A 15058-nucleotide genomic window follows, 5' to 3' on the forward strand; every position below is an offset into this window, starting at 1 on the left:
ATAATTAGTAGTTAAACCTCTCTATAAGTAAGGGTTGTAACTGTTTGCCATCAAGCGCGGCTTCGCACGTCTCTTTTAGCAATTCCATCCGTGCCACCAACGAGTTGGGTTTCTTGTCTGGCGCATCTTGGCCAAATGGAACAAAATAAATATTCTTGGCTGCCAAAAGTTTCGCGATATTCGCTGCATTCAAGCCCAATCCGTCATTCGTGGAGATCGCTAGCACCAACGGACTCAAATTCCGCATCGTCGCCTTGGCTGCCATTAACACAGCGCTATCTGTAATGGCATTGGCCAATCGGCTGGTGGTGCTGCCCGTGCACGGTGCGATCACCATCACATCGAGCAGTTTGGACGGTCCGAGCGGTTCCGCGGCGGGAATGGTGGAGATCAGCTCTTCGCCAGTCAAATCCCGCAACTTTTGCTGCCATGATGCCGATGTCCCGAACCGGGTGTCAGTCGTCATCAGTGTATTGGAAACAATCGGAATAACACGTGCTCCTGCATCTTTGAGCCGCTGAATTTGCGGCATCGTTTCTTCAAACGTGCAATGCGAGCCGGATAATCCGAAACCAATCGTTTTACCCTGCAGGTCGCTCATACGGATTCCTCCTTTTGGATGCTGGTTTGTTCGGCTATCAGGCGGGACAATGTGTTGGCTATAATCTGTCCTGCGGTTCGCGGCGCAACAATTCCAGGCAAAGAAGGTGCGAGGAGCGCTTTCATTCCTCTTTTTTCCGCAAAGCGAAAATCAGTTCCTCCAGGTTTTGAGGCTAAATCAATGATCAAGGAGGTTTGGGTCATCTGAGCGATTACATCTGCTGTCACGATCAACTGCGGGATCGTGTTAAAGAGGATATCGACATTCCCGACCTGCTGCTTCAGCTCATCCAGATGAAAGGGCTGAATGCCCATTTCATATATACGTGCTATGTGCTCCGGACGTTTGACACCTACCCTGACACGCGCGCCTAACGCATCCAGCGTTCTGGCCATCGACATACCGACCCGACCAAATCCCAACACAATAACCTGCGAGCCGTGAATGGTGAAATCCGTATTCTGGATCGCCATCATCAGCGCTCCTTCCACAGTCGGAATGGAGTTGTAGATGGCTACATCATCGCGACTTAACAGTTCGACCAGCTTAATTTCCTGGTCGGCTAACAGCTGTCTGAGATATGGTTTGGCCATGCCTGTATAGACGACACAATCCTTCTTCAATGAAGCGGCATGTGTATTGAGAAACTGGAGCTGTTTCGAGCAGAAGATGCTCTCCACAAATCCTTTGTCGTCTGTCCCGACAATGGGTAAAATCAGTGCGTCAACGTCTTTTAACACATCGCATGTTAATGGTTTTTTGGTTGCTCCCGTGAAGATACTCTCCAGATTATCGAAGCCGATCAATGTAACGATTGCATCCAGCTGAATGCATTTTTTGATGACTTCAATCTGGCGGGCATCCCCACCGATGAAAGCAACATGTATCCCCGTTAGCATGCTGTGTTCCCCTTTCCACACATTTTACTGCAAAAAAACCTCACAACGCAAAGGTTTTTCCCGTTCGTAAAGAAAATCACATTAAAAAGTTGTGGTCTACCCCCATCCTATTCGCTTTGGGTACGTTCGGTGACAATCGCCTTATTCACGTTCTGCAATTACATTTTGGCTCGGATGAAGGGCGACAATGATCATTTCCGGCCCGATTTTATATATGGATTTCCAGGGAATCACGAGATCGGTTTTCTTTTTGGAAAATCGCCAAAAGGAGGAGGACAAGGGAAGCAAGATGGAGTGGATTTCACCCGTAGCCGGATTGATTTCCAAGTCGGAGTGAGCGATGTTCCCCATTTTCTCACCGTTATTCATTTCGATGATTTCTTTTCGGCACAACTCGCTTAACCGCATATGATTCGTCCCCCTTTTGAGTTTGCTACACTATACGAAAAAAAACCCGGTCTATGCCGGGTTTTTCCGATTGTTCGCCGATTCACTATGGAACCAAAATCGTACTATTGATATTAGTAGGCAGCGCATCCAGTGGGCTAACCATGGCGATACCGAGCGGCGAGCGGAACAAGTCGCGGGCAACCTGCAAAATCGAGTCATGGTTGACTTTGTCGATCCGTGCGATGATCTCGTCCAAGCTCAGATGGCGTCCAAGGAGAAGTTCATTTTTCCCCAGGCGGCTCATCCGGCTATTCGTCGATTCGAGGCTCAGCATGAGGCTCCCTTTCAGCTGCTCCTTGCCTTTGTTCAACTCTTGTGCTGTGATTCCTTTTTCGCTGATGTCGTGCAGCACATTCGTCACGATATCGAACACTTTGCCCACATGCTCAGGCGCCGTGCCAGTATACACGGTGAATGTACCGGCTTCTTGGTAAGCGGAATGGTAAGAATAGACGGAATAAGCCAAGCCTCGCTCTTCCCTGATTTCCTGGAACAGGCGGGAGCTCATGCTGCCTCCTAATACATTGTTCAGCAAGATCAACGAATAGATTTCTTCATGCCCCACTTGGTACCCTGGGAGCGAGAGGCAAAAATGCGCTTGCTCAGTCGCTTTGTGATGGGTGATCGTTCTGCCTACAAACTGTGGAACCGTCAGTTCGTGTACAGAGCCCTGACGAGTAAAGGTGGAGAACCTCTGCTTAATCTCCTCGATCAGACGATCGTCAAAGTTTCCAGCGACGGTGATCACGGTTTGTTCTGGTATGTAATGCTTCTCCACATAATCAAGCAGATCGTCTCTTCGCAAGCTGCGCAGCACGTCTTCAGTGCCAAGAATGGAATATCCGAGCGGATGATCGCCATAGCAGGCGCGCGCGATCAGATCATGCACCAGATCATCTGGCGTGTCCTCGTACATGCTGATCTCTTCAATGACGACGTTCTTCTCTTTTTCCAGCTCTTCGGCATCGAACACCGAATTAAAATACATGTCGGAAAGAATATCCAGCGCGATCGGAGCGTGTGTATCTAGAATGCGTGCATAGTAGCACGTGTACTCTTTCGAGGTAAACGCATTCACATTGCCGCCAATTTCGTCGAATGCCTCGGCGATTTGCTTGGCTGTGCGCGTCTTGGTCCCTTTGAAGTACATATGCTCCAAAAAGTGAGAAATCCCATTGTTCGCTTCACGCTCGAATTTGGAACCTGTGCCAACCCAGATACCCAAAGCAACGGAACGGACAGAAGAAATTTTTTCAGTGACGATGCGTACGCCATTTTCGCATGTATATCGTTGTATCACATAGAATCCTCCTCTATGATATGGGCCAATGGCCTCGCATATCCGATTATGCCAATTTCAGTTATGTATAGATAGAACATGTCTAACTATAGCAAACTTCAATGGGCTTCTCAACACTCCGTGGTTCTTACGGCGTATCGATCCGTTTGCTTGAAATGACCTCTGACACGGTGGTAGGTGTCAGCCCTCTTTGCTTCGCCATTTTGATCAAAGCAGGAAGGCTTTGCGCGGTTGCGGCTGTCGGGTGCATCAAAACCATGACTCCCTTCCCCATTTTTGCGTCGATGCGGCGAATCACAACATCCGGCGAAGGCTTCATCCAGTCGATCGTATCCGCACTCCACATGATCGTCTTCATCTGAAAATCATTCTTGGCGATCTTGACCACTTGCGAGGAGAAAGAGCCAGAGGGTGGAGCAAAAAGGTTTGGTTTGATCCCCAACGTTTTTTCAATAATTTGCTGCGTCTTCCCGATTTCCTGGCGAATTTGATAATCGCTCATGTACTTCATATCGGGATGCGAATAGGCATGATTGCCAATCTCATGCCCGTAGGAAGCGATTTTCTTTGCAAGCTCCGGATTGCGGCGTACCCATGAGCCATCGAGAAAAAAGGTTGTTTTGATTTGGTTGGCTTCCAACGTTTTTAGGATGGAATCCAAGTATTCGTTGCCCCACGCGACATTGATCATAAAGGAAATCGCCGGCTTTTCTGGATTGCCGCGATAAATGGGGAACACCCCCACCTCTTCTAGGGATACATCCGGCTCCACTTCCTTAAAGATCAATTGATCCTGGGTTGTTTTGCCCGTCATCTTCATTTGTATGATCGATGCTTCCATATCGATTGAGCGGCCGTTATAGCCAGGAACTGCGGCCTTCCACGATTCGTCATAGGAAGCGTTTATGGGCTTTATTTCCATCGTCGACCGCCAACCTTCAATCATGTTGCGTAATTCCTCTTCACGGGTTACTACCCGATCCACTTTAGTTGCCTGATGCTTGACCGTTTGCACGTAATGTTCCACTGGAGCCGAACTGAGCAGTTGCACCAGGACCAGTGCCCAAAAGCCTGTCACGAGCAACATGGCATACGGTTTTTTCTTCATCCCGAAGCTCCCCTCATCCCAAACAGTACCTGTCAGTTTGTCTACTACTTCACCATATGAGAGAGGGAAAACAGATAGAAGTAAAAAGAAAAAGCTTGTGTACGCGAAGAGGTTCTTCATGTGACCAAGCTTTTTTGCTTTTCATTTATTCAGCTTTTGGTTCCGCTGCTGCCGCTGCGGCTGCTTGCTCTTTCAGCACGGCTTTGCGGGAAAGGTTGACGCGGCCTTGTTCATCGATTTCGGTGACTTTGACCATGATCTTGTCGCCTACAGCTACAACATCTTCAGTCTTAGCTACGCGCTCTTCTGCAAGCTGGGAAATATGGCACAGACCTTCTTTGCCTGCGAACAGTTCGATGAAGGCACCGTATTTTTCCACGCGTTTCACCGTACCGAGATAGGTTTGTCCAACCGCCACTTCACGCACCAGATCTTCGATGATCTGTTTCGCGCGCAGGTTGGCTTCAGCGCTAACCGATGCGATGAAGATGCGGCCATCTTGCTCGATATCAATTTTGACGCCTGTTTCTTCGATGATTTTGTTGATGATGCGGCCTTGTGGTCCGATGACATCGCGGATTTTATCCGGGTTGATGCTCATTGTCATGATCTTCGGCGCGTATGGAGACAGCTCTTTACGCGGCTCGGAAATGACGTCAAGCATTTTGCCCAAGATGTGCATACGGCCTTTTTTCGCTTGTGTCAGCGCCTGCTCAAGGATCTCGCGGTTAATTCCTTCGATCTTGATGTCCATTTGCAGCGCGGTGACGCCGTTTGCTGTACCCGCCACTTTGAAGTCCATATCGCCAAGATGGTCTTCCATCCCTTGGATATCGCTCAAAATGGAGAATTTCTCGCCTTTGTCATCCATGATCAAGCCCATGGCAATACCTGCTACCGGAGCTTTGATCGGCACACCTGCTTGCATAAGTGCAAGCACGCTTGCGCAAATGGATGCCTGAGACGTCGAACCGTTCGACTCGACTACCTCAGATACGAGGCGGATCGTATATGGGAATTCGATTTCAGATGGAATGATCGGCTCAATCGCGCGCTCACCCAACGCACCATGACCGATTTCGCGTCGTCCAGGCGGGCGGAGCGGTCTCGCTTCCCCTACGCTGTACGGCGGGAAATTGTAATGGTGCATGAAGCGCTTGGATTCTTCGAGGCCCAAGCCATCGAGGATTTGCACATCACCGAGTGCCCCAAGCGTGCACACGCTGAGCGCTTGCGTTTGTCCGCGCGTGAACAGGCCGGAACCGTGTGTACGGGACAAAATGCCAACCTCGCAGGAGATCGGACGAATCTCTTCCAAAGCTCGTCCATCCGGACGAATTTTTTCATGGGTGATCAAGCGGCGCACTTCTTCTTTCAAGATGTCGTGCAAAATCTCCGAAATCACGCCTTTTTGCTCTGGATAGATCTCAGCAAAGTGCTCTTGTGTCTCGGCATTGACCGTATCAATCGCATCGTAGCGAGCTTGCTTCTCTTCGATACGGATGACTTCTTTCAATTTCGCTTCAGCAAAATCACGAACGGCAGCATTGATCTCAGGATCGACCGCATGCAGGACCACGTTCATTTTTTGCTTACCGATTTCGCTTTGGATCTTGTTTTGGAACTCAACTAGCTTTTGGATCACGCTGTGACCATACATGATCGCCTCGAGCATGACTTCCTCTGGAACTTCGTTTGCGCCAGCTTCAACCATGTTGATGGCATCGTATGTTCCCGCAACGGTCAAATGCACGTCGCTCGCTTCTGCTTCCGCAACCGTTGGGTTAATGATCAGCTTGCCATCGATGCGGCCTACTATCACACCCGCGATCGGTCCGTTAAACGGAATTTCGGAAACGCTTAGCGCTGCGGAAGTACCGATCATCGCCGCGATTTCCGGAGAGCAGTCTTGATCCACCGACAATACGGTGTTGACGACTTGAACGTCATTGCGGAACCCTTCTGGGAACAGCGGGCGGATTGGACGGTCGATCAAGCGGCTCGCCAAAATTGCTTTTTCGCTTGGACGTCCTTCCCGTTTGATGAAACCGCCTGGGATTTTTCCTACTGCATACAAACGCTCTTCATAATTGACCGTCAACGGAAAGAAATCGAGCGGCTTTGGTTCTTTCGATACTGTGACAGCGGACAAGATTGCTGTATCGCCGTAACGAACGAGAACAGAACCTTGCGCTTGCTTCGCGATCTTGCCAAACTCCAGTTTCAGCGTTCGGCCTGCCAGCTCAAATTCATATGTACGTACCTGTTCTTCCATGTACTTAGCAGCCCTCCTTACAAACAATGTGTAACATAATTTTTTTCTACTTTTATGTATTATTTCCTGCTAAGGGAAAACGTAAAATTCCTCAGCAAAAAAAGAAACGCACGTAAAAGAAAAAGCGGGAAATTCCCGCTTTTTCAATCAACCTCTGATTAACGACGCAGACCGAGTTTGTCAACAAGCGTACGGTAACGCGCTACGTCAGAATCTTTCAGGTAGCCCAACAGGTTACGGCGTTGTCCTACCATTTTCAAAAGACCACGACGGCTGTGGTGATCTTTCTTGTGTGTGCGAAGATGTGCGTTCAAATTGTTGATGTTTTCGGTCAAGATTGCAATTTGAACTTCTGGCGAACCAGTGTCATTTTCATGAGTACGATACTCTTGAATCAGTTGAGTTTTGCGTTCAGCTGTCAATGCCATCGAGACTCACCTCCTATTAGTATCCCCATCAGCCGAGTCTGCCGCCGGTGAGAGTCGGTCAGCCAAGCTGTGGTTAAATTTATACAACACTCGAATTATAGCACATAGAATTGTGAAAAGCAAAGTCCCATGGATAAAATTTAATAGCGTTGCGTGGCCAGCTTTTCCTTTGCCTCGGCAACGTCCTTTTTGATTTGGGCAATCAGCGGATCAACACCGGCGAATTTTTGCTCATCGCGCAGCATAAACAACAGCTCCACCTCGACGCGCTCCCCATAGATGGTGTCATGGAAATCGAACATGTGGACCTCGAGCGACTTTTCTTTCTTCTCTAGCTCAAATGTCGGTTTGATACCAATGTTCATGACGCCGTAATATGTTTTGCCTCCGACATGTATCCGTACGCCATATACGCCATTTTTGCCGATAAGATACGGCTTATCTACCGCGACGTTGGCTGTAGGAAAACCAATCGTGCGACCACGCTTGTCACCGTGTACAACAACGCCCTTCACCTTATAAGGACGGCCGAGCAGATGGCGCGCTTGCTCCACATCACCATTGTGAAGATATTCACGTATGATGGTGCTGCTAACCTTCTCGCCCAGGCGATTGACCGGACCCACGATGTCCATTCCGTAGCGCCCAGCGCTCATCTCCTGCAACGTTTGCGCAGTGCCTGTTCCACGATAGCCAAACGTGTAATCGAAGCCAACTACGACATGCCGGCATTGCAAAGGGAGAAGGCATTCGTTGATAAATTCCTCCGGATAGATCGATGAAAACGGAATGTCAAACTTCATCACATAAACAATGTCGACACCCAGCTTCTCGAACTGCTCCAATTTTTCATCGAGCGGCGTCAAATACCGCGTATAACCTGAGCGTCCCAGCACTTCGCGCGGATGCGGATCAAATGTCATGACTGCACTTTTCAGTTCCTTTTGATGAGCGACATCCATCGCCTTCTGGATCACACGGCTATGTCCAAGATGGACGCCGTCAAAATAACCGATCGCAAGCGCGCACGGCTCAAATTCGATCGTTTGCGGCAGCGGATACGCAAGCTCTATGGTTCTCATCCTTACACCTCACCCTGAAAAACTTTTTCTGGTTTGGCAACCAATCCACGCGAATTGGCGGCGATGCGATGCAAGCCCAGAAGTTGACCCTCCGACAGCAGTCTGATCAGGCTGCCTTCCGACTCTTTGCAGCCCGGCAGCGCGGTTTCCAGTCCGTTCAAGACCGCTTTTTTACGCGCAGGCGCAACCTCATAGCTCGGCAAAAAGCTGAGCGCGTCGGCGACCGGTATGATCAAATCCGCACTTGTTCCCGCCTCAACAGCAGCTTCCAACTGCTCGATGGTCACGGCCTGTTCCAAACGAAACGGTCCGCTTTCCACCCGAATAAGGCGTGCCATGTGGGCAGGATATCCCAATGCGGCGCCCATGTCAACACATAGTGTGCGTATGTATGTCCCTTTCGAGCAGCGGCAAAGAAACGAAACGTCATAGCCATCATCCGCATGCTGAAAACCGTGAAACACAAAATCATAAATTTTCACTTTTCGCGCCTGCCGCTCGATCACAATTCCTTCGCGGGCGAGATCATACAGGCGCTTGCCGTTCACCTTTACGGCTGAATACATCGGCGGCACCTGTTCGATTTCTCCCAAAAAACGTGCGAATACTTCTTCAAGCTGCTCGCGAGTGATGCTTCCCTCGGCAATCTTCTGCTCCTCAATGACCTCGCCGCTCGCATCTTCGGTCGTCGTCGTACTGCCGATTCGCATCGTCACTTCATATGCCTTTGGCAGCTCCTGCAAATATTCGACGATGCGCGTCCCCTGCCCCAAGCAGATGGGCAGAACGCCAGTTACGTCGGGGTCAAGCGTGCCCGTGTGCCCCGATTTCTTTTGCCCGAGCAGCCGGCGAACTCGCATGACGCAATCGTGCGACGTCATTCCCGCATCTTTGTTTATGACGATGACTCCGTTGACATTACTCATCCGAATCGACTCCAAGCGCTTCACGTAATTTTCCGTACACCACACGCTCGGCCTCGTCAATCGAAACTGTCAGCGTGCAGCCTGCAGCGCGCGCATGACCGCCGCCTCCTAGCTGTTTAGCGATTTCAGCAACATCCACGCGGCTTCGCGAGCGTAGACTCACTTTCACATGACCTGCCTCCGTTTCAAAAAAGGACACGCCCACTTCCACACCCTCGATATTGCGGCAATGGTTCACGAATCCGCCCGCATCCTCGCTGGAGGCACCTGTCGTTTGCAAATCCTCGCGCGTCACTTTCAGCGAAGCGACCTGCTTCCTATGCGTGATGGCAAGCGACTGCAACGAACGGCGCAACAGGAGCATATGTTCAAGCGTCGTCTCCTCCAAGCATCGCTCTGCAAGCTCTCCTGGCTTCAAGCCGTATTGAAGCAGCTCCGAAGCGATCTTGAGCACATTCGGAGAGGTGTTAGAGTAGCGGAAGCCTCCTGTGTCCGTCAAAAGTCCAGTGTAGAAGCAAACGGCTAATTCCGGATTGAGTGTAAAATCATTCGCGACCGCAAGCTCATACATGATTTCAGCAGCAGCTGCAGCATCGGTACGAATGACGTTCACATTCCCGAACTCATCGTTCGTCGGATGATGGTCGATATTGAGGATGCGTGCATCATCGTTAAACAAATAACGAACATTCCCCATTCGCTTGGAATCTGCAGCGTCGATCGCGATTACGTGGGAAAACCGCTCCGCCACTTCATCTTTTTGCAAATTCCGGATATGCGAAAAACGAGGGAGATACCCGAATTTAGCTGGCGTCTCCCCTTCATTGACAATCACATATGTTTTTCCCAGCTGCTCAAGCAACAAGGCGCAGGCAAGAACCGAACTGGTCGTATCGCCATCAGGATTGACATGGGATATAACCAGAAAACGTTCGGATTCATGCATGAACGCCCCAGCAGCCTTCAGAGCGAGCTGATAGTCATTCTTGCTCATGCTTGGCATCTCCTTCAGGTGTGGAGATTTCGCGCAGGATGGTTTCAATCTTGTTGCCGTAATCGATGGATTCATCCAGTTTGAAGACAAGGTCCGGCACATGGCGCAGCTTGATGCGACGACCGATTTCCGTGCGCAGGAACCCTTTTGCTTTTTGCAGACCGGCCAGGCTATCGCTGCGCTGTTCAGCAGAACCGAACACGCTGATGTACACCTTTGCCTGCTGCAGATCAGAAGTCACCTCTACCCCTGTAACCGTTACGAATCCGATCCGCGGGTCTTTCATGCCCCGTTGCAGTAGCAGACTCAATTCTTTTTTAATTTCTTCACCCACGCGATTGGTGCGTGTTTTGTTCATCCCCATGCGGCATTCACCTCTTGTTATCCGCCTCAGTCGCAGTAATCTGTATCAACGGCAATCAACTCCACGCCGGGAGCGATTTCCACCAACCGCACGACGGCATTGAGCTCTTTTTGCAAAAACGCCATTTCATTGTCAACGGCAGCGACCACTATTTCGGTACGCTGCCACTGCTCCAGATAGGCGGTTTCCGCCGCCGACACATTAAATTTGTTGCGCAGTTGTGAAATGAGGCTTTTCACAACCGCACGTTTGTCTTTCAAACTTTGGCTGTGTGCGATATGCAGCTCCAAACGCACAGTCCCAACCATTATTGTTTGACTTCTACCATTACGAAGGCTTCCACAATGTCGCCCTCTTTAATATCGTTAAACTTATCCAATGTAAACCCGCATTCGTAACCGGCTGCGACTTCTTTGGCATCGTCTTTGAAACGTTTGAGCGTATCCAGCTTGCCTTCGTAAATGACGACGCCTTCGCGGATCAGACGAGCGCCTGCATCACGGCTCAGCTTGCCTTCCAAGACGTACGAACCAGCGATGTTACCGACTTTGGAAATCTTGAATACTTGGCGAATCTCCGCTTGACCGATGATGGACTCTTTGTAAACCGGATCCAACATTCCTTTCAAGGCGGATTCGATTTCTTCGATGACGTTGTAAATGACGCGGTGCAGACGGATGTCGATTTGCTCTTGCTCCGCCATGTTGCGTGCATTCGGTTCAGGACGCACGTTGAAACCGATCACGATCGCGTTGGAGGCATTTGCCAGCGTGATATCCGATTCCGTGATCGCGCCTGCACCTGTATGAATGATCTTGATGCGGGTACCGTTCACATCGATTTTCTCCAACGATCCGCGAAGTGCTTCGACGGAACCTTGTACGTCCCCTTTGATGATCAGGTTCAATTCCTTGATATCGCCTTCCTGGATATGTTGGAACAAATCGTCCAGCGATACGCGGGTATTGGCACGGCGCTCGGATTCGCGCAGCTTGGATGCACGCACTTCCCCGATTGCACGGGCTTTTTTCTCATCTTCAAAGACCATGAACTGATCGCCTGCTTGCGGCACATCATTCAGACCGGTAATCTCGATCGGTGTAGATGGTCCTGCTTCTTTAATTCTTCTGCCTTTATCGTTGACCATTGCACGCACGCGGCCAAATGCAGCGCCGACAACGATTGGGTCACCGATTTTCAGCGTACCGTGTTGAACCAAAACGCGAGCAACAGGTCCTTTCCCTTTATCCAGCTCGGCCTCGATAACCGTACCGCGGGCACGTTTGTTCGGGTTCGCTTTCAGTTCTTGTACTTCCGCGACAAGCAGGATGTACTCGAGCAGTTCTTCGATCCCTTTGCGCTGTTTTGCAGAAAGTGGGCAGAAAATCGTTTCGCCGCCCCACTCTTCCGCTACCAGACCGTACTCGGTCAGCTCTTGCTTGATGCGGTCGAGGTTGGCGTTTTCTTTGTCGATCTTGTTCACCGCTACGATAATCGGCACATTCGCAGCTTTGGCATGGCTGATCGCTTCCACGGTTTGTGGCATAACGCCGTCATCCGCTGCAACAACCAGAATGGTGATGTCGGTGATTTGCGCACCGCGCGCACGCATCGTGGTAAACGCCGCGTGACCAGGCGTATCCAAGAACGTGATTTTCTTCCCTTTGATTTCTACTTGGTACGCTCCGATATGCTGCGTGATCCCGCCTGCCTCGCCAGCTACTACGTTGGTAGAGCGAATGGCGTCAAGCAAAGTGGTTTTCCCGTGGTCAACGTGACCCATGATGGTGACAACCGGCGGACGCTCTTGCAAGTCTTGTGGCTGATCCACTTCTTCAATCGTTTCGAAGTTGGTCTCGTCGATGACGATCTTCTCTTCTACTTCAACGTTGTATTCGCTGCAGATCAATTCGATTGTATCTTTATCCAAATCTTGGTTGATCGTCGCCATGATGCCCAGACTAAACAGCTTTTTGATGATTTCAGCCGGCTCTTTGCGCAGCTTTTTCGCCAGTTCCCCTACTGTCAAAGATTCGGTAAACACGATCTTTGATGGCGGTTCCAGTTGTGGACGTTGCTGTGGCGGCGGAGTGGAATGGCCTCTTCTGTTGTTTTGGTTACGGTTGTTTTGGCCTTTGTTAAAGGTTGGCGATTTTTTGTTGTCTTCGAAGCTTTTCTTTACGCCAGGATTTTTCTTGATTTTTTCCCGCTTTTCCAATCCAACCTTTGCGGGAATTTTCACTTTGTCCTCAAAATCTTCAGCCGGTGCTGCTGCTGTGTTGTTGTCGATTTCTTCAACAGCCGTAGTCGGCTGAATGTTCGCCTTGGCTTGGTTCGTCGGCTTTGCGGTGTGGTTTTTATTGTCGTTTGATTTTCTCAATTGGTTTTTCCCCTGTGTTTTTTGTTGATTTGAGCGCTGTTCAAAAGCGCCTGATGCATTGGATCGATCTGGTCGTTCACCGGCTTGCGGTCGCCCGCCTCCCCCCGGTCGTCGATCCTGCTGGGCGTTCCCTTGCTGTCTGCCAGAATGACTGCCTTGTCCGCCCTGCTGTGGCCTAGAGCCCTGACCACCTTGATTTTGTTGCGGCTTACTATTGTGTCCACTTTGCTGTTGAGAACGATTGCTTTGACCGCTTTGTTGCGGCTGAGGCTGAGACTGGGAAACCTGCGGTGGTCTCGGCTTGACAGCGGCACTCGGTTCACTGGCGGTTTTTTCACTGCCGGTCCGAGCTGTTGCTCTTAATTTAGCCATATGCTGCTCTATCTTATCCACCATTTCCTGATCCATGATGCTCATGTGGTTCGATACATCTATGTTTAGCCTTTTAAGCAAATTCAAGATTTCCTTACTGCTCATATTATGTTTTTTGGCGTATTCGTACACGCGTGTTTTCATAACTTCACCCCTTACGAAATAGGTGTGAGAAGGCGCTGGATGCTCTGTGCAAAGTGGACGTCTGTAACCGCAAGCGTAACGCGCGCTTCTTTTCCAATCGCATGACCCAACTCTTGCCGGTTTAATGGCTGGTAGCAAGGAATGGAATAATACTGGCATTTGTCCGTTATCTTCTTGACGGTGTTAGCAGAAGCATCTGTGGATAACAAAACCAGTCGTGCCTGTTTGCTTTGAATCGCACGCACTACCAGTTCCTCACCTGTTGTCACCTTACGGGCACGCATGGCAAGCCCTAAAATCTGTGTCAATTTCGGGTTCACTTCCCGATCAACTCCAGCCATTGGTTGCGAAACGCATCATATTGCTCTTGTGAAATCGTCATGTTCAAAGCGCGCTCCAACGTTTTTTTCCATTTGCCTGAGGCGAAAGTATCCGGTGTCATGCACGTTTCGCGGCGGCATACGTAAGTCCCGCGTCCGGCTGCTTTCCCGTTCAGATCGATCCGGATTTCTTCCTCTGGAGTGCGAACAACGCGAACCAGCTCTTTTTTCGGATACATTTCCTGACAGACGATGCACTTGCGAAGCGGAATTTTCTTCTGCTTCATCATTCATCCACATCCACCAGTTCTTGATTCTCGGCACTGCGTGGGTAGTCGATTCCTTCCTGCTCGGCTTGGCTCTCGCTCTTGATGTCGATTTTCCAACCGGTCAGCTTGGCCGCGAGACGTGCATTTTGGCCGCGCTTACCGATCGCGAGCGACAGCTGATAGTCCGGAACGATGACACGAGTGACCTTCTCAGCAACATTTACGTCTACATAGAGCACCTTGGATGGGCTCAGTGCGTTTTTCACATATTCGGCCGGGTCCTCAGACCAGCGCACGATATCGATCTTTTCGCCTTTCAGCTCATTAACGATCGTTTGTACGCGCATGCCCTTCGGTCCGACACAAGCACCCACAGGATCTACTTCCGGATTAACGGAGTGAACCGCAATTTTGGAACGATCGCCTGCTTCGCGGGCAACAGACTTGATTTCGACAACTCCGTCGTAAATTTCCGGCACTTCCAGTTCAAACAGTCGTTTCAACAGTCCAGGATGTGTGCGGGATACCACGATTTGCGGTCCTTTGTTTGTCTTTTCAACCTTGATAATATATGCCTTGATTCGATCTTGCGGCTTAAATTCATCGGTCGGCATTTTTTCGGTAAGCGGCATGATCGCCTCCACCTTGCCGAGATCGATGTAATAAAAACGGCTATCTTGACGCTGCACAACACCAGTGACGATGTCGTCCTCACGCTCGATAAATTCGCTGTAAATCAAACCGCGCTCGGCCTCACGAATGCGCTGGGTGACCACCTGTTTGGCTGTTTGCGCCGCGATGCGACCGAAGTCGCGAGGAGTCACTTCAATCTCCACGATGTCTTCCAAGCGGTAGTTGGGGTCGATCTCATGCGCCGCTTCCTGCGAAATCTCCAAGCGTACGTCAAGGACTTCCTCCACTACCGTTTTGCGGGCATATACGCGCACTTGACCGGTAAAGCGGTTCACATCCACCCGCACGTTTTGCGCTGAATTAAAATTACGTTTGTATCCAGAGATCAGGGCAGCTTCAATCGCTTCAATCAGAATGTCCTTGGCGATTCCCTTTTCTCTTTCAATGTCTTCTAATGCTTGGATAAACTCCGAGTTCATTTTTTCTTTGCCCCCTCCTTTCGGAATTGCAACA

The 15058-nt window shown here is 50.1% G+C and carries 16 protein-coding genes; all 16 read right to left on the reverse strand.

Features of this window, described 5'->3' with window-relative positions:
• Positions 1-4 precede the first annotated feature (4 nt).
• The 16 genes from EDM56_RS03470 to nusA all read right to left on the reverse strand — a co-directional run bounded on the left by EDM56_RS03470 (position 5) and on the right by nusA (position 15024).
• A complete protein-coding gene (locus EDM56_RS03470) occupies positions 5-601 on the reverse strand; it encodes a dipicolinate synthase subunit B (RefSeq protein ID WP_122916486.1) in 597 nt (198 codons plus the stop codon).
• Complete coding sequence (gene dpsA, locus EDM56_RS03475; protein WP_122916487.1) at positions 598-1500, reverse strand: dipicolinate synthase subunit DpsA; 903 nt, start codon at positions 1498-1500, stop codon at positions 598-600. Before dpsA ends, EDM56_RS03470 begins: the two co-directional genes overlap by 4 nt.
• Before the next feature lie 141 nt (positions 1501-1641).
• Positions 1642-1908 carry a YlmC/YmxH family sporulation protein gene (locus EDM56_RS03480; protein WP_122916488.1) on the reverse strand — a complete coding sequence of 89 codons (267 nt, stop codon included), beginning with the start codon at positions 1906-1908 and terminating at the stop codon, positions 1642-1644.
• 85 nt (positions 1909-1993) lie between these two features.
• Complete coding sequence (locus EDM56_RS03485; RefSeq protein ID WP_122916489.1) at positions 1994-3250, reverse strand: M16 family metallopeptidase; 1257 nt, start codon at positions 3248-3250, stop codon at positions 1994-1996.
• A 127-nt stretch (positions 3251-3377) separates the two neighbouring features.
• Positions 3378-4358, reverse strand: a complete 981-nt coding sequence (locus tag EDM56_RS03490; RefSeq protein WP_122916490.1) for a polysaccharide deacetylase family protein — start codon at positions 4356-4358, stop codon at positions 3378-3380.
• A 145-nt stretch (positions 4359-4503) separates the two neighbouring features.
• Positions 4504-6633, reverse strand: a complete 2130-nt coding sequence (locus EDM56_RS03495) for a polyribonucleotide nucleotidyltransferase (protein ID WP_122916491.1) — start codon at positions 6631-6633, stop codon at positions 4504-4506.
• A gap of 158 nt (positions 6634-6791) precedes the next feature.
• The gene (gene rpsO, locus EDM56_RS03500; protein WP_122916492.1) at positions 6792-7061 is read right to left on the reverse strand and encodes a 30S ribosomal protein S15; all 270 of its coding nucleotides are present in this window, start codon (positions 7059-7061) and stop codon (positions 6792-6794) included.
• Between the two features lie 140 nt (positions 7062-7201).
• The gene (locus tag EDM56_RS03505) at positions 7202-8143 is read right to left on the reverse strand and encodes a bifunctional riboflavin kinase/FAD synthetase (protein ID WP_122916493.1); all 942 of its coding nucleotides are present in this window, start codon (positions 8141-8143) and stop codon (positions 7202-7204) included.
• Between the two features lie 2 nt (positions 8144-8145).
• The gene (truB, locus tag EDM56_RS03510) at positions 8146-9069 is read right to left on the reverse strand and encodes a tRNA pseudouridine(55) synthase TruB (protein WP_122916494.1); all 924 of its coding nucleotides are present in this window, start codon (positions 9067-9069) and stop codon (positions 8146-8148) included.
• Positions 9062-10063 (reverse strand): DHH family phosphoesterase, encoded by a 1002-nt coding sequence (locus EDM56_RS03515; RefSeq protein WP_246009242.1) that lies wholly within the window; start codon positions 10061-10063, stop codon positions 9062-9064. Before EDM56_RS03515 ends, truB begins: the two co-directional genes overlap by 8 nt.
• Positions 10050-10421, reverse strand: a complete 372-nt coding sequence (rbfA, locus tag EDM56_RS03520; RefSeq protein WP_122916717.1) for a 30S ribosome-binding factor RbfA — start codon at positions 10419-10421, stop codon at positions 10050-10052. Before rbfA ends, EDM56_RS03515 begins: the two co-directional genes overlap by 14 nt.
• Before the next feature lie 32 nt (positions 10422-10453).
• Positions 10454-10735: a DUF503 domain-containing protein gene (locus EDM56_RS03525; RefSeq protein ID WP_122916496.1), complete on the reverse strand. Its 282-nt coding sequence runs from the start codon at positions 10733-10735 to the stop codon at positions 10454-10456.
• Complete coding sequence (gene infB / locus EDM56_RS03530) at positions 10735-13323, reverse strand: translation initiation factor IF-2 (RefSeq protein WP_122916497.1); 2589 nt, start codon at positions 13321-13323, stop codon at positions 10735-10737. The genes EDM56_RS03525 and infB overlap by 1 nt, the downstream gene beginning before the upstream one ends.
• An 11-nt stretch (positions 13324-13334) precedes the next feature.
• Entirely contained in the window at positions 13335-13643 is a 309-nt protein-coding gene (locus tag EDM56_RS03535; protein WP_122916498.1) for a YlxQ family RNA-binding protein, read from the reverse strand.
• Positions 13640-13930: an RNase P modulator RnpM gene (gene rnpM / locus EDM56_RS03540; RefSeq protein ID WP_122916718.1), complete on the reverse strand. Its 291-nt coding sequence runs from the start codon at positions 13928-13930 to the stop codon at positions 13640-13642. Before rnpM ends, EDM56_RS03535 begins: the two co-directional genes overlap by 4 nt.
• Positions 13930-15024 (reverse strand): transcription termination factor NusA, encoded by a 1095-nt coding sequence (gene nusA, locus EDM56_RS03545; protein ID WP_122916499.1) that lies wholly within the window; start codon positions 15022-15024, stop codon positions 13930-13932. The genes rnpM and nusA overlap by 1 nt, the downstream gene beginning before the upstream one ends.
• Between the last annotated feature and the right edge of the window lie 34 nt (positions 15025-15058).

The organism is Brevibacillus fluminis, assembly GCF_003710825.1.
Taxonomy (GTDB): domain Bacteria; phylum Bacillota; class Bacilli; order Brevibacillales; family Brevibacillaceae; genus Brevibacillus_D; species Brevibacillus_D fluminis.